A 20,891-nucleotide genomic window follows, 5' to 3' on the forward strand; every position below is an offset into this window, starting at 1 on the left:
CTCTAAACTGAGAGACTGCTTTGCTGTTTTCCAACCTTTATAATCGCAAACAGACCGGCACTGGTAAATAGTAACATCATGATGCCCATATTCAATGATGCTTTCCAGATCAGAAAATTAAGAATCACGCCACCCAATAAACCACACGCAAATTGCATACTGCCCATAATCGCGCTGGCAGTTCCCGCACGTGCGCCTTGCTGAGACATTGCCAATGCCATTGCATTTGGGCCAGTCAAACCAATACCTGAAATCACCAAGAATAAACCCGACATGAGCAACCAAAGTGGTGCGTCTTCCATCAAGCCTGCACTCAACACAATCAATGCACCAAAACATTGAATTGAGCCACCTAAACGCAAGCGTTGAAAAATTCCCATGCGAGTGTTGAGATGTTTATTGATGGATGACATCAACATGATCCCCGCTGCATTCAGTGCAAATGCATAAGAGAAATGCTGCTGAGACAATCCATACTGCCCCATAAAGACCGCTGAAGCCGAACTGATATAGCAGAATAAGGCCGCACCTGTTAAACAGCCAGCAAGCATCGGTACGCGAAAACTTTCATCTTTTAATATGGCAGCATAGAGTGTCGTAACTTGATACGCAGATAATTTTAAACGGCGCTCGACAGGCAATGACTCTTTAAAGAAGAAGTGGACACACAACCAGCAAATCACACCAATTATAGATAACGTAATGAAAATCACCTGCCACGGGAAAAAATTCAAAATCCATGCACCAAACATTGGCGCAAGAATAGGTGCCAACCCCATGACGATCATCATGCTTGAAAATGCTTGCGCAGAACCTTGCATATCAAGTCGATCGCGAATTGCTGCTCTGGCCATCACTACACCCACACAACCACCCAGAGCTTGAAAAATACGTGCGGCAATCAGCGCCCATTCATTGGTCGCAAAAGCACATGCCAAACTGGCGATAGCGTAGAGGCTTAAACCGAAATATAGCGGTTTTTTACGTCCAATGCGGTCACTGACAGGACCATAAATCAGTTGTCCAATCGCCAGCCCCAAGAAATACGCGGGTAAGGTATTCGCCACCATTTGCGTACTTACCCCAAACTCGTCTGCCATTTGAGGCAAAGCGGGTAAATACATATCAATCGACAACGGCCCTAATGCGGTTAACAAAGCAAGCAACAAAATCCATGCTGTTGAATATTGACGTTGATTGGTTTGCTCGGCCTGCATAATGCACTACTTTTCACTTATTACTGGATTCTAAGCTTAGCATCCTCAACATATTTGTGCATAATAAGAATCAGAAAATCGATTGCAGAATATAAAAAGGACAAACTTTGAATCCTTGGTTCGGACGTTTAAGACAAGCAACCTATAACACCACGTTAATGTATAACGTGCGCATGTTAATCGCCTTTACGGGCACAGCTTTTGTTCCCTATCTTTTAAATTATCAATTGGCAACTATTCCACTAACTTTGGGTGTGGTTGCCGCAGCGATTAGTGATATTGATGACCGCTTTTCGGTACGGATCATGAATCTGATCTATACCTATATTGGATTCTTCATTACTGCTGCTTCGGTTCAACTGCTCTTTCCCTACCCTGTTGCTTTTGCAATTGGACTGATTGCCTCATGTATTGGCTGGATCTTACTCGGCTCTTTAGGTCGGCGCTATGCGACGATTGCTTACGGGTGTTTGGTGGTCTCGGTCTATACCATGCTCGGGGTACACTTATTTGAACAATGGTATCTACAACCCGCGCTGTTAGTGCTTGGGGCAGCTTGGTATGGACTGCTGTCTACCATTAGCTTTCTGCTTTTTCCAGTGCGAAAAGTACAAGATCAGTTGTCTGCCTCCTATACGGCATTGGGCAGCTTCTTATTTGCCAAATCAAATTTATTTGATGTGGATATGACGCCCTCAAGCTATCAACAAAGCATGATTGATATTGCCTTGGAAAACGGCAAATTGGTGGCGATCTTTAATGATATGCGTATGTCCCTGTTGACCCGCTTAAAAGGTGACCGTGGACAAAAAGATACACGGCGTAGTCTGCAATATTATTTTGTGGCACAAGATATCCATGAACGTGCTGATTCCGCACATATTGATTATCAAAAGCTGGCCAAAGTATTTCAGCACAGCGACATCTTGTTTCGCTTCCAGCGTATCTTGTCGATTCAAGGTAAAGCTTGTCAGGATCTGGCTCAATCCATTTTGAGCCGTACCCGATATGTGCATAACAAACGTTTTAAACATACTTTTGAAAATCTACGCTTATCGCTGGAAAAGCTCAAACAAGAGGGGCTTTACGATCAAGTGCGAATTAATGCCCTATTTGCACTGTATCAAAACCTTAAATCGATTGATGCACAATTACAAAACTTAGAGACCGAACGAAATCTGCAACAGATCAATGCCCAACATGCAGAAAACCAGTTGAAGGACGACGATCTGAAAGGTTGGAATGACATCCTTGTTCGAGTGAAACAACACCTCACCCCTGAATCCGTGTTATTCCGACATGCAATCCGCTTGTCGATTGTCTTATTTATTGGTTATCTGTTTATTCAGCTCACCAATATTGCGTATGGCTACTGGATTTTACTCACCGCGCTGTTTGTCTGCCAACCCAACTTCAATGCTACCAAACGACGTTTATATTTACGTATCGTCGGAACTTTGGTTGGGATTATTGTTGGTCTCGCGATTATCTACTTTATTCCTTCAATAGAAGGTCAATTGGTGATGCTGGTGCTGAGCGGTGTTCTATTTTTAGAATTACGTAGTAAGCAATATGCGCAAGCCACTGCATTTATTACCATTCTAGCGTTAATCAACTTTAATCTAGATGGTTCCGCTTTTGCAGCAGGTTTGCCGCGCCTAATCGATACTGTAATTGGCTGTGCCTTAGCTTGGTTTGGTGTCAGCTTTATCTGGCCAGACTGGAAATTCCGCAGACTGCCCCGTTCGATTCAACGCTCGTTACAGGCACAATGTAAATATCTAGCAGAAGTGGTTGCACAGTATCATCAGGGGCGGAACAATGCCTTGAATTATCGGGTGGTTCGACGAGCTGCACATAATACTGATGCGGAAGTGGCATCACTCATTTCGACGATTGCCACTGAACCAAATATTGATGTGAATCAAAAAAGCTTGGCATTTGAGTTTTTATGTCTGAGTCATACATTTTTAAGTTATATTGCTGCCTTAGGTGCGCATCGTGAGCAAATTCAAGATCAACAAGTATTGACCTTACTGGATCAGGCTTTAGATGATATTCAAGGTGCGCTGCTCCGAGATGAAGTCCCTGATTTATCGGCACAAAATATGATGCAAACCATCCGTGAGCGTTTAAACACAGATGAAGATCATGATCCCAAAGCATTAATTATTTTGCAGCAGCTTTCATTGATGCTCAGTGTCTTGACCCGTTTAAGTATGCTGAAACAAAGTTTAAGCCATGAACCCAATGAAGATGGCACTGAGTTTGCATCTCTGTAACGTATCCACCTTTGGCATAATATCTTTGCATGCCAATAGGTGTTAAACTTAATCCAGTTCTAAACTCATTTTTTACACTATGACCGCCAAAACGCTATACGCTTATACGCTACAACCTGTTCCTTACGAAGTTTCTGAAGCTGAACAACGTCAAGCTCAACTTATGATTTGGCGTAGTACTAACAAATTCAGCCGCAAAGCATGGATGATTATGATTGCACTAGTTGTGCTTTCTTTAGTTGCTGCAGGACTTATTAAATATTACTCCACCTACTCAACTGTGATTTGTTGGGTGGTGATTATCGGTGTGGCACTTTTCTACCTCATCAAACGATTTGGTCTAGAATGGTATGTCAAACGCAAGATGACCGAATTCCCTGTTCAAGAAATTAAAGGGCTTCGTTTAGGTGTGCAACCTCATGGTATCGTGATGCGCCAAAAAATGGGGCTTCAGGAAGGCACTGCAACGATTGGCTGGAAAGACATTTACGAATGGTATAGCTCGCCAGACTTTATTTTAGTGAACTTTAAGGTAAAAACAAAAGGCGAAGAACAACAAGGTGCCTATATTTTACCAAAGCGTATGGACTCGAAGAATTTCTCGTTCAATACCGTACGTAGACACTTGAATGAAACGGTTGGTGCGCCTAAATCAATCTAATAGCTTAATCACTATAAAAAACCTCTCGCCATGAGAGGTTTTTTAATGCCCATTAAAACAAATGAGAATCAAAATCAATATTACCTGCAAAATCCATATTGTGTTCTTATTCTTAGGTTATAATTTTTTACATGAATTTCATTATCTTTCCATTTTTTGACCATGTTTAAAAAAGTTTTCTTCCAAATCCATTGGTTTTTAGGGATTACCGCGGGGCTCATTCTTTCTTTAATGGGTGTGACGGGTGCAATTTACTCTTACGAGCCACAAATTCTAAAATGGGTCAACCAAGACAGTTATGTGGTTGAGGCTGCCCAAACACCAAAACTCACCCCTGCACAGCTGTATCAGCATTTCAATCAACAACAACCAGAGATTGAAATTAACAGTATTACCATCGCTGCTGATCCAACCGAATCGTCAACCGTCAATATTAAAAAAGAAGGTGCGCGTCGTGGCTATAATATGATGGTAAACCCATATACAGCAGCAGTATTACCTGAAGTTAAAGGTCGTGATACGCTGCAATTTATTCAGCGTTTGCACCGTAATTTAACCGCTGGTGAGTTTGGGGCACAGATTACTGGGGCATCTACCCTGATGCTGATTTTCTTTGTATTGAGTGGTATCTATCTACGCTTTCCAAAGAAACATACCATTAAACAATGGTTCTTTATTAAGCCAAAACTTAAAGGCCGAAATTTCATTTGGGATCTACATGCCGTTGTTGGCACATGGGTCATCGTGTTCTATCTGTTATTTGCCTGCACTGGTTTATATTGGTCTTATGACTGGTGGCGCGCAGGTATGTTCAAAGTCATGGGGGTTGAACAGCCACAACGCAATCAACAAAATAATGAACGTGGTAAAGATAAACAACCTGAATTGGCAAAAACGCAGGTCAATACCATCCTCACCCAAACATGGACAGGTGTAAATGCTCAAATTGGTCGTGAATATTCTAGCCTTACTTTAAATATTCCTAAACACGATGATGCCAAGGTTGAATTATCCTTTGTCGATGTCATTCCTCAACATGAACGTGCACGTAACCAAGCAGTTTATAACTATCAAGAGAATAAATTCGAAAAATTTGAACTGTATGAAGACAAGAAGCTCAATGAAAAAATCATGAGCAGCATGCTGCCTGTGCATCGTGGCAGTTTCTTTGGTTCAACCTATCAATTTATTGCCATGCTGGCTTCATTGGCCATGCCTTTATTCTTCGTGACGGGTTGGATGCTATATCTTAAACGTCGCAAGCAGAAGAAGCTCACCCAAGCTGCACGTCAGTCTTTAAGCGCTCAGCGCATTGACCCGAATGCAACACCGTGGCTCATCACTTACGCAACGCAAACAGGCGTCGCTGAACAAATTGCTTGGCGTACTGCAACAAGTTTACAGGAAGCACAGCAGCCCACCACGGTTAAACCTATTCAACAGCTCACCGAGCAAGACCTACTGCAGGCGGAGCAAGTTTTATTTGTTGTAAGTACTTATGGTACAGGTGAGGCACCCGATCTCGCCGCAAGTTTCAGCAAGAAACTGATGCAGCAAAACCTTGACCTCAGTCAAATGCAATATGCAGTCTTGGCAATGGGATCAAAAGAATATCCAGATAGCTATTGCAGCTTTGGTTATACCGTAGATGCATGGCTAAAACAATGCAAAGCACAACCATTGTTCGATTTGATCGAGGTGGATAATGCCAATGCCAACGATATTCAGCGTTGGAATCAAGGCTTATCTGCGGTGACTCAGCATGAGCTACATGCGATGAATATTGAGAAAGTATTTGATCAATGGACCTTAAGCGAACGCTCCCTGCTCAATCCAGACAGTTTAGGGCAAGCAGCGTATAACATCGAACTCACTACAGCTTCTGATATGACATGGCATGCAGGCGATATTGCTGAGATTCAACCAGCCAATAGCCTAGCTGAAATTCAAGACTTCTTGATCAAGTACCAAACCCCAGCCCACAGTATCGTTAAATCATTGAACCAAAATATTGAACAAGCACTTTGGGATAAAAATTTGCGGGTTGAAATCAAGCCTTTCAGTTCGCTTGAAGATTTACTGGAACAGTTGCCGACTTTACCAACGCGTGAATATTCGATTGCCAGTATTCCATCGCAACAAATACTGCGACTGGTGGTTCGTCAAAAACGCGATGAAAATGATCAACTCGGCCTTGGTTCTGGTTGGTTAACCGAATTTGCAGAGCTTAAGCAAACGGTTGCTTTACGTATTCGGACCAATGAATCCTTCCATTTAATTGACGATAACCGCCCGATTATCTGTATTGGTAATGGTACAGGTATTGCTGGTTTGATGAGCTTGTTACAACAGCGTAATCGACAAAATTACACAGCCAACTGGCTGATCTTTGGTGAGCGCCAACGCGAACATGATTTCTTCTACCAAGAAACCATTCAAGCCTGGTTAAACATGGGAACACTACAGCGTCTAGATCTGGCTTTCTCTCGTGATCAGGAACAACGTATCTATGTTCAGGAAGTATTACGCAACAATGCTGATGAACTGATTAAATGGGTTGATCAAGGCGCTGTGATTTACGTCTGCGGTAGCATTGAAGGTATGGCTTCAGGCGTTGATCAAGCGTTGATTGATATCCTGAGTGAAGAAAAACTTGATGCATTAAGACAAGCTGGACGTTATCGTCGAGACGTGTATTAATTCTTTTCAATCTAAAAAACGAGTGCCAGTCACTCGTTTTTTTCATAAGACGATAAGAGAATTTGCCTTTCTTAGAATTTTGCATACACTTAGCACGGTTCAAATCGACACAATTAAGATTATGCAAATAAGTTCATGGGTTCGTATTGCTTTAGCCCTTATCGGTTCAATTCTTTTCATCGATGGCGCAATTCTGATCGCCTTTAAAAAGATTCATATCGGAACCGTACTCCCGCTGCTGCTTGGGTTATTTTTCTGCCTGTATGCTTATTTCTATTATCACATTGAACGTTTCTTCTTCTATCATTTCCGTTTGCATTCCATTTGGCGTTTTGGTTGGCTTTGCTTTTGGATCTGGATCGTCAGCTTGGGCTATTTTTTTGATTATCTCTCAGACAATAATGAGCAGACTCAAGCTGTCCCTCCTGTTAAAGCCATCATTGTATTAGGTAGTGGTGTTGAAAACGGACAACCTTCTGCCACATTGGCGAAACGCCTAGACCGTGCCGCGCCGGTTGCTTTAGCTCAGCCCCAAGCAAAATTAGTTATGACCGGTGGTATTGATTTTGGTGAAACTAATAGCGAAGCTGCAGTGATGTCACGCTATGTACAACAGCACTATCATGTACCTGCATCACAAATTATTTTAGAAGACAAAAGTACCAGCACTGAGCTAAATCTCAAAAATAGTCAGACCTTATTACAGGCACAACACATCAATATCCAGCAACCCATTGCAATCGTGACCAGTGATTTCCATACTTTACGCGCCTCAGCAATTGCCAAGAAACAAGGTTATAGCAATATCACCCTGCTGGGTGCAACCACACCTTTGGCGACACGTTATAACGCATGGTTAAGAGAATACTTTGCCTATGCCAGTGGTTGGCTGTTAAATGAGTATTGATTGAGAGATTATTCTCTCAATCTCAGGATGATGCTGAGTTATGCAAACGAATATCACGTGGTAATGGTAGTTTTAACTCAGCAAATACATCTGGGCGTTGTAAATAAACTTGATATAAAAAATTCTTAATATCCAATAATAAAGCATCAGGGGAAACCAACAGATTATTTCCCTCTGGTGTTAAATCTAAAGATAAAATCGTATTGTTTTCTTTTAAAAATGGAATCATCTTTTCAATAAAAGCCACGAATGGCACTTCTTGGATTTCGTATTGCGCCCAATTGTCTTTAATCAGTAATTTTGCCAAACTTTTATTCTGCCAAACGGATAATGCATGCTGTCCAGAAGGCGTTGAGCATAAAGCCCACCCGTCATGATAAAGCGCAATCACGTGGCGTTGCATAATAATATTTTGAATAAACTGACGGTAAGCGTCTTTGAGTGAAGAACCAGAAGGTGTGGTTTGAGATTTCGACGCAGCCTTGCGTTGATAAGGGTTTCTCATAAAGTACTTCAATATTAGAATCATTATTGACGCTAATCATAGAATAACTTTGTATTGATTACAATGATATGAGCTTTGAAGAGAGATATGGTGGGCGCTGACGGGATCGAACCGCCGACATTCTGCTTGTAAGGCAGACGCTCTACCAACTGAGCTAAGCGCCCTGAGGAATAAAAATTGATTAAATATCAATTTTTATGACGCAAGACAAACGGAGTGCGTAGTGTCTTACATTTTCACCCTCTTGAACAGGGAATCAAGAGAATGGCGCAGCGGACGGGGCTCGAACCCGCGACCCTCGGCGTGACAGGCCGATATTCTAACCAACTGAACTACCGCTGCACTGGATTACTTCATAGCGAGAAGTAAATGTCACAAATTATGGTGGGCGCTGACGGGATCGAACCGCCGACATTCTGCTTGTAAGGCAGACGCTCTACCAACTGAGCTAAGCGCCCTAAGGAATAAAAACTGATTAACTATCAATCTTTATGACGCAAGAAAACAGAGTATGCCATCTTGTATCCTAAGGTATTCACTCTTGCAAATTTAAGTGGCGCAGCGGACGGGGCTCGAACCCGCGACCCTCGGCGTGACAGGCCGATATTCTAACCAACTGAACTACCGCTGCACTTGAGTTTTAACGTAAAGGCTTGGTGGGCGCTGACGGGATCGAACCGCCGACATTCTGCTTGTAAGGCAGACGCTCTACCAACTGAGCTAAGCGCCCTTAACGTCTTCATCGTTTGTGAGGTGCATTATAGAGAATCTTTACAGCCTGTCAAACGCTTTTGCCACTCTTTTCCTAAAAAACCGTGTGAATGATTAAAAAATAAGTAATTCTTTGAAAAAACCAACATTTCCGTATTTTATTTAAGCACTTATTTGCATTTTCATGCATTATTTTCTAAGGCTTGCTCAGAAATATAAACCACAGCTTGCTCAGAAACGAGTTCATACAATTCAAGAATTTCATCATTCTTCATCCGAATACAGCCATGTGACATCGGAATGCCCATCGGTTCTGTATCTGGCGTACCATGAATATAGATATAGCGCTTAAAGGTATCGCACCCTTCCCCATGATTAAAACCATCTTCTAAACCATCCAACCATAAGATGCGAGATAAAATCCAATCACGTTGTGGAAATTGCTGCGCCAATTGTTGGTTATACACTTCACCAGTAGGCTGACGTGCAATAAATACGGCGTTTTTAGGGGCATCTCCCCCAATTTTTTGTGCAACTTGATGCCAGCCTCTTGGGGTTTTACCACTATTTTCCTGTTCGCCAATACCGTTTTTACCAGAAGAGATCACATAGAATTTATTATGTTTTGGCAAATGTAAGGTTTGTTTTGCTAAATCAATGACGATATCTGCCTGATCTAGGGTATAGCTCATTTTTATCTCGATAGATGATAGAACAGTTTTATTTCAACATAGACTACAATCTTTTTCTTGTATTTTTAGGTAGTTTTAATTGCTCGTTAGTTCTAAATATAGAAACAAAACAATGCAACATGATTTGATCTTGTTCTGATCCTTTGGATCGGCGTTAAGTAGCGCTTTAATCGATTCGCAGGAGAAAGGATTGCTTTTCTTAAGCTTATCGTCTTGCATATGAGGAATATATTCCGCAAGAGCGTTGCTGTTCTTAACTCGCCACTCGCGGCATATGAGCCATATTTGGCGTAAGGTCTTGAGATTCAGGAAAAGCTTTAAGTTTGTTTTATCCTCACCACTCACGGCATAGCCGCTCGTCTTGCGCTCGGACAAAACGTTGCTTTTCTTAACACCTTTACTCGAACATAGTTCTCGTCTTGCGCATGAGGAATATATTCCGCAAGAGCGTTACTCTTCTTAACTCGCCACTCGCAGCATAGCTGCTCGTCTTGCGCTCGGACAAAGCGTTGCTTTGTTTATCCTCGCTCAGGCTCGGGTCTTAACCACAGCCACACTGCCACGATAAACATAGTGACATCAGTAAAGACTTTTACCCAAAATGGCGCATTGGTAAATAGCATCAAAATACCACTGAGCAACATCATGATACTGGCGATCCATTTTGCTTTACGAGGAACCGTGCCATGTTCACGCCAATTGCGTAAGGTCGGACCATATTTAGGATGATTCAATAACCATGCATCCATTTCAGGCCAGCCTTTCGACGCCGCCCATGCTGCCAAAATCAGAAATACAGTGGTTGGCATCCCTGGCAGAATTGCACCAATAATTCCTAACGTAATAAAAATCACGACTAAACTACGCCAGAATAATGTTTTCATTGAGCAATTAACCAACACCGATTTACAACCGTGCTAGTATAAAGTGTTTTTATCGTTCTTTCTTAAACTTCACTTATTATTTCAATGATTGAGTTAATTCATGTCTAACCTGATTACCACTTCCAGTTATTTTGAACCGTGGTTACAGTTTAAGCATCCTATCGTACGACATTTAGCGTTTTGTATTGCCAGTCCGAATATTTTGGCTCAAATTCCCAACGACCTAAATGTAAAGCATCATTTTGAGCTGCATCACGATTCGATTTGGCACAGCCATTACCAAAACTATGAACAGAGATTGAAACAGCTCGATCAGCAGCCTAAGCCCCTAATGGATTTTCTTGCACAATTAAAAAGTACACGCCTCGGTTTGCGTTTTGAAAATTTATTGTGGTTTTGGCTACAAGATGATGCTTACCATCCTTATCAGCTGTTAGGACATAGTATCCAAAAAATCGCAGGTGCTGTGACATTAGGCGAACTTGATTTTGTTGTACTCAATACACACACAGATGAAATTGAACACTGGGAAGTGGCTTTAAAATATTATCTAGGTGAAAACAAATTAGATTTAGCGGAATGGTACGGACTGAATCGAGAAGATACTTTGCACCGAAAGTTAAAACATTTTACCGAACGTCAATTTCAATTTTCAGAAGCCAGTCACCATCAAATTCAAAGAAAGTTTGCCGTAATGAAAGGCCAACTCTATCTACCTGAACCACAAAACAGCTTAAGTTTACCGTCTTGGATTAATGCATCACGACGTTTAGGGCAATGGGGTACGCATATCCCGCAAACGCCTTATTATCGCTTACAACGGCATGAATGGCTCTGTCCTGATTTAGCGCCCTCATCACAAACCGCAGTCTGGTGGACCAATGGGCTTTATCATCAAAAAACTCCCACCTGTGCTTTTTATATGTTCCGCCAACCTTCACTTTTATTTATGAAATAAAGTGAATTATTATTCTACAAATTAACATTTTATAACATATCTACCATCAAACCCACATGGTCATTTCCTGTTAACTTTTTTAGCCTCTTAAGTACATCATAATTAAATTGAAATGGAGACGATGATGAAAAAAATTTTAGTTGCTTCAATCATGACTGCTTTTGTTTTAACTGGCTGTAATACATTCAAAGGTATTGGTAAAGATGTGTCTAAGGCAGGTGATAAAGTCACACAAACTGCGGAGAAAACACAAGATAAAATGTAATCCCTGAAAGCAACTTACCAAAACCTTATCTAAACCTAGATAAGGTTTATTTTCCCATACCTTTCTGCTGCATATTCCCCTATTATATCGGTTCACATTTCACCAGATTTAGCTACATCTCGCATGAACCATTCCGATACGCTTGAACTTAGTTTACAACTCCTACGTCAACCTTCTGTTACTCCTGTAGACCATGATTGCCAGAACATCATGGCTGAACGCTTGGCAAAGATTGGCTTTAATATCGAACACATGCGTTTTGAAGATGTTGATAATTTATGGGCGCGTCGCGGTACTGAAAATCCAGTATTCTGCTTTGCAGGACATACCGATGTGGTACCCACTGGCCATTTAGATGCATGGAATTCAGATCCATTCCTGCCGAGCATTCGCGATGGTAAGTTATATGGTCGCGGTTCTGCGGACATGAAAACGGCTTTGGCTGCAATGATTGTTGCGTCTGAACGCTTTGTCGCAAAACATCCGAATCATAAAGGCTCGATCGCCTATCTGATCACCTCTGATGAAGAAGGCCCATCGATTAACGGTACCGTTAAAGTCGTTGAAACATTAGAAGCGCGTAATGAAAAGATGACTTGGTGTTTGGTGGGTGAACCATCGAGCACAAATCAATTGGGTGATATCGTTAAGAATGGCCGTCGTGGCTCTCTCAATGCCCTACTTACGGTTCATGGTAAGCAAGGTCATGTTGCCTATCCACATCTTGCTGAAAACCCAATTCACTCTGCGTCTAAAGCTATCAATGAATTGTGTGAAACGACTTGGGACAATGGTAATGAATATTTCCCTGCAACTTCGTTTCAAATTTCCAATATTCAAGCAGGCACTGGCGCAACCAACGTTATTCCAGGTACCTTAAAAGTCACTTTCAATTTCCGTTATTCAACCGAAGTCACTGCTGACATTTTAAAACAACGTGTACTTGAGACCTTAGATAAACATCAACTGAATTATGATATTCAGTGGACTTTATCGGGTTTGCCATTCCTTACGCCTGTCGGTGAATTGGTGAATGCGGCAAAAACTGCAATTAAAAATGTCACGGGTGTTGATACGGTACTTTCAACCAGCGGTGGAACGTCAGATGGCCGCTTTATTGCACCCACAGGCGCACAAGTACTTGAATTAGGCGTGTTGAATGCCACGATTCATCAGATTAATGAGCATGTTAATGTGGCGGAGCTTGAGCCACTGGCTGAAATCTATGAACAGATTTTAATCGAGCTGCTTGCTTAAAAATAAAAGATATCAATAAAAACGGAACTCAAATGAGTTCCGTTTTTATTACAACCCAAGCTGGGTCTGTATATTTTGTAGATGGGGAACATAGAATTCATGTTCACCCATTTTTACATATTTAAAGACTTTGTCATCATCGGTTTCGCGCTCTTCATCTACAATCTCCGAAATACGCACACGAATCGATTCGGGCATTTCATTACAGACAAGGGCAAATCGCTCAGAAACATCGTCCCCTTCAATCACCAATGCAACCCCCTGTTTCTGCTTCGGATCATTCACCGCATAGACAGGAAGTTTTAGATCATGCCATTCGATATGATCTACATTGGTTTGCGTATCCATTGCTGATAGCACAATATTTTGTGGTAACAGCATCGGCACTTTTTGATGGCATTGAATAATATATGCATCAATAAATCCCGTTGAAACCGTGATTAAATGTTGTAACTCTTGCTGGTCAATCTGCCCCAGTGTCGAATTTGCGCTTTTCTTAGCCATTATTTTTTCACCTCTTAGCGCACAGCCAGTAAGCTTTCAATATTTTCCAGAAGTGCCTCTTCTTGGAATGGTTTACCCATATATTGGTTTACACCGAGCGATAATGCACGTTCACGATGCTTCTCACCGGTACGTGACGTAATCATAATGATTGGCAGATCTCGGTGTATTTCATGGTGTCGTACCAGATTCGATACTTCAAAACCATCCATACGCGGCATCTCGATATCCAGCAACATCAGATCTGGCTTAATCGTCTCAAGTTGCTCGATCGCATCAACACCATCTTTCGCAGTCACCACATCATAACCTTGACGTTCTAACAAGCGAGATGTCACCTTACGTACCGTTACCGAGTCATCGACAATCATAATCAGGCGACGTTCATCATAACGCTGCTTGGTATAAGTCTCATCCGCTTGTTTACTGCGGGCAGTCGACTGTGCTTGTCGAGCAATGTTTTGACCATCTAGAATCAAGCAGACTTGACCATCACCGAGAATCGTTGCACCCGCAATGACCCCAATACTTGAGAACTGTTGACCAACAGGTTTTACAACAATTTGTCCTCGCGAACCAATCAGTTGGTCGACCAGCAAGGCTGTGGTTTGACCTTGCGCCCCTTTAATCAACAGTACAGGTAATGAGTGAACTACACCACTCAAACGTGGAATTGGTTGCCCTGCAACGAACTCCGACAAATAACGTAAACGATAGCGTTCTTGGTCGATACTGAAGTAGTCTTCTTGGCTATCGAAGTACTGCTCTAATGCCATTGGCGAAATACGGACAATACGATCGATCTGTGCCAATGGGAAAGCAAATTGTTGATCGCCTGCTTTTACCATCAAGGCATCGCTTACCGCCACGGTGGTTGGAACGCGAATGGTAAAAGTGGTTCCTTTGCCTAAAGTTGAGTCGACACTGACATGACCGCCCAAGGTTTTAATATCACTTTGCACCACATCCAGACCGACACCACGTCCAGAAATTTGAGTGACTTGAGCTGCGGTACTAAAGCCAGGATGGAAGATAAATTGTAGAATTTCTTCCTGATCCAGCTTCTGATCTTTGGTCATCAAACCCGTTTGTAAGGCTTTTTCTTTAATGCGGTTAACATCAATCCCTTTACCATCATCACTGAAGGTCACCACCACATCCGTACCCTGACGGCCAATGTTCAGTACGATATGTCCAGTTTCTGGCTTTTGTGCCTGCAAACGTTGCTCACGATCTTCAATCCCGTGGTCAATCGCGTTACGTAACATATGTTCAAACGGAGCCACCAAACGCTCAAGAATACTGCGGTCTAATTCACCTTCGGTATTATTGACCACCAGCTCTGTTGGACGGTTTAACGTTGAAGCAGTTTGACGCACGATCCGTTGCAAACGCGGCAATAAGCGTGAGAATGGAACCAGACGTGTCCGCATCAAACTTTCTTGAATTTCAGCTTGGATACGAGACTGCTGTAGTAACAAACCTTCGGTATCACGAATCTTTTCAGACAGCGTGGTTTTAAAATCAACCAAATCCGATGCAGATTCTGCCAATGATTTAGACAGTTGGTTCAATGATGAGTATTGGTCCATTTCCAATGGGTCAAAGTCAGCATAACGCGAGTTTTCACCACCATGGCGCGCAATAATCTGACTTTCCAACTCACCTTCCATTCGGCGTAACTGATCGGCCAAACGTTTGATCGCCAGTTCCATTTCCGTCAAGGTACCGCCCAACTGACCTAAGTCCATCTCGATACGTGAACGGTTGATCGCATTTTCTCCTGACAAATCAATCATCTTCTCGATGACGTCAGCAGAGACACGGATCATTTCATTATTCTGTTCAATGCGTTCTGTGGTTTCCCACTCGCCTAACATTGACGGTGGCTCAGTACCATCGCCCTGAACAAACTCCATTGTATAGTCAGGGGTAAAGATATCTTTCGCAGAAAGCTTCTGTGGTAGTTGTGCAGAAACGTCTACAAACTCCATCTTCTCTAAACTTTGTTTTAAACCATCAAAGTTCGCATATTGGCGTTTAGAGATCGCATCCTCAAGCCATGCAAATGCAGTGTTAAGCAGATTGTCATACACATTCGAGTTGAAATGATGTACACCAAATTGCTCGAAAGCATTTTCTAGGTGGTAGGCAATAATGGCAATCGCATCCATTTCTGCCATACGCGCCCCGCCTTTAAGACTGTGGGCGTTACGCTGTAACTGCAACAGTAAACTACGGTTACCACGTTGATCAAACCACTGTTTTAATAAGCCTTGGGCCTGCTCTATTAACTCTTCCGCTTCTTCAAGGAAGGTTTGTTCAACTAGAGAGCGAACATCATCTTCAGCCGATGCCGTCTCTGTCTCAACGGTTTGAGCTGCTGAAGTATCTTCAAGTACTTCCTCTTCGACTTCAACACTGCTGACTAGCTCTTCAAGTGCTATCGACTGTACTTCGATTTCAGTTTCGACGGACTCAGGCACTTCCGTTTGAGTCTCGACTGTCTCAGTTTCAGCTGTTTCCAAGATGTCTACAGTATCAACAACTGGCTCAAGCGCCGCAGCAGCAACCGTTTGATCTGCCTGTTGAAGTAGCTGCACCACATGGGTTGATGGATAATCGGTTTGCTGATCACGAATGGTTTGGATACGATCGGCAATATCGTCTTGGACTAATCGAATAATCGCAATCAGTTGTGGCGTTGCCTGAATTTGTTGGTTGATCAGCTTTTCATAAATCGTTTCCAATTCATGTGCAATCAAACCAATATGACGCGCTTGAATCATATTTGAACCACCTTTGAGGGTGTGCAAATAACGCATCAAGTTCTTCAAAGCATTGATATTCTGATGATCACCAGTCCATGTATTGAGATCAGCATCAATCCCACCCATCAACTCATCAGCTTCTTCTAAGAAGATATCCAATAAGTCTGGATCAAAGTCTCGGTTTGCATCACTGGATTGTAACTGTTGCTTATCCAAGGCCAACTGTGCAGCGAATGCAGTGACATCAATCGTTGTAGATGATGATGCTTCAAGTTGAACAGGTGCCGCAGAAACAATCGTTTCTGCTTCTACAGTATCGTCTTGGATGGATTCAAACTGATCTTCTAATTTTATGCTTTCAGATTCAGTTTCCGCCAGTTCAGCAGCTGGCGCTGTTTGAGCTAAATTGGCTAGAACAGTTAAAGTATGCGTTGATGGATAATCAATTTTTTGATCACGAATGGTTTGAATTCGATCAGCAATATCATCTTGAACCGAGCGAATCACAGAAATCAGTTGTGGTGTTGCCTGAATCTGTTGGTTGATTAACTTTTCATAAATGGTTTCTAATTCATGCGCAATCAAACCAATATGACGCGCTTGAATCATATTTGAACCACCTTTTAAGGTGTGCAGATAGCGCATCAAATTTTTCAAGGCATTGATATTTTGATGGTCCGCAGTCCATGTATTCAGATCAGTATCAATCCCACCCAGTAATTCATCGGCTTCCTCAAGGAAGATATCCAATAAGTCAGGATCAAAGTCTCGATTCGCATCATCCGACTGTAACTGTTGCTTATCTAAAGCGAACTGGGCTGCTAGATCTGTGCTCGCAATAACAGGTGTAGCTGCCTGTAATTCAACTGTACTGGTATCTTCAACCGTCAGCGTCTCTTCAACGACAGGGGCTTCCAAAGACTCAACATTTTGTTGAGTGAATGAACTTAATTCATTTAAAACAAGTTCATGCGCTTTGCTTAAGGTAACACGCTGTCCTGCCGCCAAGGTATCAAACAGTTGGATAAACTGTTGATGTACTTGATGATAAAGCTCAAATGCATAATCAAGATTGAGTAGGCTTGGCTTAAAGAGAATATCTTGATAGCTAGAACGCAATTGACTGGTGTATTGATACATCCCAATGGTTGCATGATGATGGGTGTGCTGTAACAAGGTCTCAGCTTGCTGGCTGAGTAACTGAATATATTGAGGAAATTCCTGACGTGCGCGTTTTTCAAAATCAAACTCGACATCTAAGAGGTCATTAATATTCAGTTCGAGTAACTCAGAAACTAAGCCTTGTGGTCGTACAGTCGTTCCATTCTTTTCTTCTAATTGGAAATCGTAGCTATCCCATGCAACATTGAAGGTTGCATAGATTTCATCAAATTTCTGCTGTGAACCTTGCAGTTTCATGGTGTGTAAATAATCACGTACAAATTGAGCATAATGCGTGAGTAGTGCTGTTTCATCTGAGCTTGAATCTAGTTCTTCTTGTAATAATGTTTTAAACAGATTCTCAACTTTTGAGCTGGCCTCAAACACATGATCAACATGTGCCATGGCAGAGCTACCACGTAAGGTATGCAATGCTCGAATCAGTGTATTATAGTGATCATTGCTTGGACGTTCATTCACCAAGAATTGATCAATCGTAGCAAGATGTTCTTCTGCTTCTTCCAAGAAGATGGCCAAAGTTTCCTTCGCAAGAACCTCATCATCTGTATGAACTGCTGTCTCAGCAGCGAGGGATTCAACTGCAAGGCTATCAGGTACAGTTTCTTCAACTGTTTCTGCATCTACCAATTCAAGACCTGTCAGCACATCGTCATGTGTCAGATCAGTCGCAAGCTTAAATAACTCGACCAATGCTGGCTCAGGACTTTGCTGTTGTTGTAATTGTTGTCCCAATAAAACCAGTGGTCTGAAATCGATCAGATGACTTTGAACTGCTTTAAAATCATGAATCAGTTTAAAACGGTAAAGATTGAAAACTGCCTGTATATAGCTTTGGATATCAGTATTTAAGGTGATCGTACCGGCAATGACACGATTTAAGGTATCTTCAACCGTCCACGCCAACTCTCCAGACGACTTCGCCCCCACCATTCTTCCAGAGCCTTTCAGCGTATGAAAATGGCGACGAATGTCTGTAAGCACATCTTGCTGATGTGGTTGTTCCGTCCATTGAACTAATAATGGTTCTAACTCAACAAAGATCTCATCTAATTCTTCAATAAAAATTTCAAGAATCTCTGCATCTTGTTCAAGATAACTGTCTTCAGGAAGCGTCATCGTTTCAACTAACGTTTTTAATATTTGTTTCATAGCTGCTTCTTTCGTTTTTATCCACCAATCGTGGGTAAAAATTACGTATATCTATCACACAAGATGTAGTTCCATTTCGCCATCACCTTGTTGAGATATCCAACATCTCTAAAATAAATGGAAAGACAGACACCCCCATCTGTCTTCCCAATTCGGTTTAATCAGGTAACTTAAAGTCAGTTACTGATTCACGTAATGATTCAGCCATATTTGCCAACTCAGAAACTGAGCGTGCTGTATCAAACGTTGCTGTTGTGGTTTGTGAAGTAATTTCCTGCACGACATTCATCGTGGTGGCAATATGACTGGCAGAAGCAGACTGAAGTTTTGCTGCATCCGAAATGCTTGCAATCAGTTTCGCCAAGTCACCCGATACCGTCTGAATCTCATCCAGTGCAATACCCGCATCTTTTGCCAAGTTCGCACCACGCACAACTTCCGACGTGGTTTGTTCCATTGAAATTACGGCTTCGTTGGTATCTGTTTGAATGGTTTTTACCAAGCTTTCGATCTGTTTGGTTGCTGATGCAGAACGTTCTGCAAGACGTTGTACCTCATCCGCTACGACCGCGAAACCACGACCCGCTTCACCTGCCATCGATGCTTGGATTGCAGCATTTAATGCCAAGATGTTCGTTTGGTCGGCAATATCGTTAATCAGCGAGACGATGTTACCAATCTCTTGAGAAGATTCACCCAAACGCTTAATACGTTTTGAAGTTTCCTGAATCTGTTCACGAATATGATCCATACCCTCAATCGAACGGTTTACAACTTGCGCACCATTGGTTGCAATTTGTACCGAACGTTGTGCTACGTCAGCAGACTCAGAAGCGTTGGCCGATACTTGGTCAATCGACAATGCCATTTCGTTCATCGCCGCAGATGCACCTGCAATTTCTTGCGCCTGATGTTCAGAAGCTTCTGCCAACTGGTTGGTAATGCTTTGCGTATCTTGGGTATAACGTGCAACTTCTTGAGATGTATCTGTAATTCGAGATACAAGGTCACGTAACTGGTCAATCGCGAAGTTAATCGAGTCCGCAATCGCACCGGTAAAATCTTCCGATACCGTTGCATACGAACGTAAGTCACCGTCCGCTAAGTCGGCAATCTCATCCAGTAAACGTAAAATCGCGTTCTGGTTACGGTCATATTCATCTTGTAAGCGTGTCACACGCTCTTTATCAGTATTACTACGTAGCGCAAGTAATTGTAGTGCAGAGAATACTAGCAAGCCTAAAGCGCCAATCAGTACAATACCCGCAATGACATTACCCCAACCGCCTTCTGCTTTATTCGACAAATCATTTAATGATGTCAAAAGTGCATCAGACTGAGAGAAAATTTGTGAAGATGCCTGACGTACACGCACGATCTGGTTGGCGTTTTGCAATACTGTTGCTGCTGCAGATTTCAATACAGCGTCATAATCAGATTTGATGCTATCTACCGATTCACGTAAAGCCGAAGAACTAATTCGGTCTACACCAAGCTCAGAGCTACCGTTTAATTGTGCATTCAGATAAACACCAAAAGTATCAATATCAGCACCAAAGTCGTTTGCTGACACGCTAGAATTGTCTGTACCCACCAACACCGAGTTGATCGAACGTAAAATACGTTCTGCAATGAACACCTGGTTTTTGGTGATAATTACCTGACTACTTGGCATGTTTTCACGAACCATCTGGTCGACCATCAAGTTATATTCCGCCTGAATTTCAGGAATCGTTTCACTGATCGAGATGTTGGTATCGTAAAGTTGGTTAATGACTTTTTGTTGCGATGCAATCAGATCAATATTCTTTGCGACATTGTCCCAAAGTCCACTCACTTTCTTATATTCATCAGAGCCTTTACCGTAGACACTTTCAACAGTATCTAAGTTTTCAGCAAACTGCTTTTCTGACTCGACCAATTTTTTCATTGCTTCTGGTGTACCAGATGCCGTTGCTTCAGTCGCTTGGCGTGAAATCGTTTGCGATAACAAACGCAACTCACCCAAACTACGAGTCAATTGATTCGAACGTGGTACGCTGACGAATAAGTATATTAAGAGGATGACTGCAAGGGCCAACGCAATTAAAGCACGATAGATAATCGGTTTTGATTTTTCAGTCTCACCGAATAAGCGTGAAAACTGGTCAAGTTGTGTTCGAATATTATCTAAGAACACACCGCCTTTTTTCAGCCCTGCACTATCGCCATTGCCGTTCTTTTTTTTAAGTTTAAAGCCCATATCA

General features: G+C 42.2%; 14 protein-coding genes and 5 tRNA genes. 7 read left to right on the forward strand and 12 right to left on the reverse strand.

What is annotated here, in order from left to right; translation table 11 throughout:
* Positions 1 to 2: 2 nt before the first annotated feature.
* Positions 3 to 1,217 (reverse strand): multidrug effflux MFS transporter, encoded by a 1,215-nt coding sequence (locus tag F887_RS03500; RefSeq protein ID WP_005296555.1) that lies wholly within the window; start codon positions 1,215 to 1,217, stop codon positions 3 to 5.
* 107 nt (positions 1,218 to 1,324) lie between these two features.
* On the opposite strand from F887_RS03500, the gene yccS reads away from it, so the two are divergent.
* The 4 genes from yccS to F887_RS03480 all read left to right on the forward strand — a co-directional run bounded on the left by yccS (position 1,325) and on the right by F887_RS03480 (position 7,767).
* Complete coding sequence (yccS, locus tag F887_RS03495; protein WP_005296557.1) at positions 1,325 to 3,499, forward strand: YccS family putative transporter; 2,175 nt, start codon at positions 1,325 to 1,327, stop codon at positions 3,497 to 3,499.
* A 79-nt stretch (positions 3,500 to 3,578) separates the two neighbouring features.
* The gene (locus F887_RS03490; protein ID WP_005150099.1) at positions 3,579 to 4,160 is read left to right on the forward strand and encodes a YcxB family protein; all 582 of its coding nucleotides are present in this window, start codon (positions 3,579 to 3,581) and stop codon (positions 4,158 to 4,160) included.
* Positions 4,161 to 4,322: 162 nt separating this feature from the next.
* A complete protein-coding gene (locus tag F887_RS03485; protein ID WP_005296558.1) occupies positions 4,323 to 6,860 on the forward strand; it encodes a PepSY domain-containing protein in 2,538 nt (845 codons plus the stop codon).
* 121 nt (positions 6,861 to 6,981) lie between these two features.
* Positions 6,982 to 7,767 carry a YdcF family protein gene (locus tag F887_RS03480; protein WP_005296560.1) on the forward strand — a complete coding sequence of 262 codons (786 nt, stop codon included), beginning with the start codon at positions 6,982 to 6,984 and terminating at the stop codon, positions 7,765 to 7,767.
* A 22-nt stretch (positions 7,768 to 7,789) separates the two neighbouring features.
* Here F887_RS03480 and F887_RS03475 read toward each other — a convergent pair whose 3' ends face one another.
* The 8 genes from F887_RS03475 to F887_RS03440 all read right to left on the reverse strand — a co-directional run bounded on the left by F887_RS03475 (position 7,790) and on the right by F887_RS03440 (position 10,559).
* The gene (locus tag F887_RS03475) at positions 7,790 to 8,272 is read right to left on the reverse strand and encodes a DUF2750 domain-containing protein (protein ID WP_005296562.1); all 483 of its coding nucleotides are present in this window, start codon (positions 8,270 to 8,272) and stop codon (positions 7,790 to 7,792) included.
* 88 nt (positions 8,273 to 8,360) lie between these two features.
* Positions 8,361 to 8,436: transfer RNA gene (locus tag F887_RS03470), tRNA-Val, on the reverse strand.
* Positions 8,437 to 8,537: 101 nt separating this feature from the next.
* Positions 8,538 to 8,614 (reverse strand) — tRNA-Asp (locus F887_RS03465).
* 40 nt (positions 8,615 to 8,654) lie between these two features.
* Positions 8,655 to 8,730 (reverse strand) — tRNA-Val (locus F887_RS03460).
* A gap of 96 nt (positions 8,731 to 8,826) precedes the next feature.
* Positions 8,827 to 8,903: transfer RNA gene (locus F887_RS03455), tRNA-Asp, on the reverse strand.
* Between the two features lie 23 nt (positions 8,904 to 8,926).
* Positions 8,927 to 9,002 (reverse strand) — tRNA-Val (locus tag F887_RS03450).
* Between the two features lie 163 nt (positions 9,003 to 9,165).
* The gene (gene elsL / locus F887_RS03445; RefSeq protein ID WP_005296564.1) at positions 9,166 to 9,675 is read right to left on the reverse strand and encodes a cell wall-recycling L,D-carboxypeptidase ElsL; all 510 of its coding nucleotides are present in this window, start codon (positions 9,673 to 9,675) and stop codon (positions 9,166 to 9,168) included.
* Between the two features lie 518 nt (positions 9,676 to 10,193).
* Positions 10,194 to 10,559: a YbaN family protein gene (locus F887_RS03440; protein WP_005288785.1), complete on the reverse strand. Its 366-nt coding sequence runs from the start codon at positions 10,557 to 10,559 to the stop codon at positions 10,194 to 10,196.
* 100 nt (positions 10,560 to 10,659) lie between these two features.
* On the opposite strand from F887_RS03440, the gene F887_RS03435 reads away from it, so the two are divergent.
* From F887_RS03435 to dapE, 3 genes are all read left to right on the forward strand, one after another.
* Positions 10,660 to 11,517, forward strand: coding sequence for a DUF1853 family protein (locus F887_RS03435; RefSeq protein ID WP_005296565.1), 858 nt, complete (start codon positions 10,660 to 10,662; stop codon positions 11,515 to 11,517).
* A 121-nt stretch (positions 11,518 to 11,638) separates the two neighbouring features.
* The gene (locus F887_RS03430; protein WP_016541456.1) at positions 11,639 to 11,782 is read left to right on the forward strand and encodes an entericidin A/B family lipoprotein; all 144 of its coding nucleotides are present in this window, start codon (positions 11,639 to 11,641) and stop codon (positions 11,780 to 11,782) included.
* A 123-nt stretch (positions 11,783 to 11,905) separates the two neighbouring features.
* Positions 11,906 to 13,039, forward strand: a complete 1,134-nt coding sequence (dapE, locus tag F887_RS03425) for a succinyl-diaminopimelate desuccinylase (RefSeq protein ID WP_005296567.1) — start codon at positions 11,906 to 11,908, stop codon at positions 13,037 to 13,039.
* Between the two features lie 48 nt (positions 13,040 to 13,087).
* Here dapE and F887_RS03420 read toward each other — a convergent pair whose 3' ends face one another.
* The 3 genes from F887_RS03420 to F887_RS03410 all read right to left on the reverse strand — a co-directional run bounded on the left by F887_RS03420 (position 13,088) and on the right by F887_RS03410 (position 20,887).
* Positions 13,088 to 13,543, reverse strand: coding sequence for a hypothetical protein (locus F887_RS03420; RefSeq protein WP_005296569.1), 456 nt, complete (start codon positions 13,541 to 13,543; stop codon positions 13,088 to 13,090).
* Between the two features lie 14 nt (positions 13,544 to 13,557).
* Entirely contained in the window at positions 13,558 to 18,645 is a 5,088-nt protein-coding gene (locus F887_RS03415; protein WP_005296571.1) for an Hpt domain-containing protein, read from the reverse strand.
* 157 nt (positions 18,646 to 18,802) lie between these two features.
* A complete protein-coding gene (locus F887_RS03410; RefSeq protein ID WP_005296573.1) occupies positions 18,803 to 20,887 on the reverse strand; it encodes a methyl-accepting chemotaxis protein in 2,085 nt (694 codons plus the stop codon).
* Positions 20,888 to 20,891 lie beyond the last annotated feature (4 nt).

Source organism: Acinetobacter sp. NIPH 2100 (assembly GCF_000369805.1).
In the GTDB taxonomy this organism is placed as follows: domain Bacteria; phylum Pseudomonadota; class Gammaproteobacteria; order Pseudomonadales; family Moraxellaceae; genus Acinetobacter.

What these genes read in the sequence shown, in the direction of transcription:
- F887_RS03435 (WP_005296565.1), top strand. Translation starts at nt 10,660, where the DNA reads ATGTCTAACCTGATTACCACTTCCAGTTATTTTGAACCGTGGTTACAG.
- F887_RS03410 (WP_005296573.1), bottom strand. Translation starts at nt 20,887, where the DNA reads ATGGGCTTTAAACTTAAAAAAAAGAACGGCAATGGCGATAGTGCAGGG.
- F887_RS03485 (WP_005296558.1), top strand. Translation starts at nt 4,323, where the DNA reads ATGTTTAAAAAAGTTTTCTTCCAAATCCATTGGTTTTTAGGGATTACC.
- F887_RS03480 (WP_005296560.1), top strand. Translation starts at nt 6,982, where the DNA reads ATGCAAATAAGTTCATGGGTTCGTATTGCTTTAGCCCTTATCGGTTCA.
- elsL (WP_005296564.1), bottom strand. Translation starts at nt 9,675, where the DNA reads ATGAGCTATACCCTAGATCAGGCAGATATCGTCATTGATTTAGCAAAA.
- F887_RS03475 (WP_005296562.1), bottom strand. Translation starts at nt 8,272, where the DNA reads ATGAGAAACCCTTATCAACGCAAGGCTGCGTCGAAATCTCAAACCACA.
- F887_RS03440 (WP_005288785.1), bottom strand. Translation starts at nt 10,559, where the DNA reads ATGAAAACATTATTCTGGCGTAGTTTAGTCGTGATTTTTATTACGTTA.
- F887_RS03420 (WP_005296569.1), bottom strand. Translation starts at nt 13,543, where the DNA reads ATGGCTAAGAAAAGCGCAAATTCGACACTGGGGCAGATTGACCAGCAA.
- F887_RS03430 (WP_016541456.1), top strand. Translation starts at nt 11,639, where the DNA reads ATGATGAAAAAAATTTTAGTTGCTTCAATCATGACTGCTTTTGTTTTA.
- F887_RS03500 (WP_005296555.1), bottom strand. Translation starts at nt 1,217, where the DNA reads ATGCAGGCCGAGCAAACCAATCAACGTCAATATTCAACAGCATGGATT.
- dapE (WP_005296567.1), top strand. Translation starts at nt 11,906, where the DNA reads ATGAACCATTCCGATACGCTTGAACTTAGTTTACAACTCCTACGTCAA.
- F887_RS03490 (WP_005150099.1), top strand. Translation starts at nt 3,579, where the DNA reads ATGACCGCCAAAACGCTATACGCTTATACGCTACAACCTGTTCCTTAC.
- F887_RS03415 (WP_005296571.1), bottom strand. Translation starts at nt 18,645, where the DNA reads ATGAAACAAATATTAAAAACGTTAGTTGAAACGATGACGCTTCCTGAA.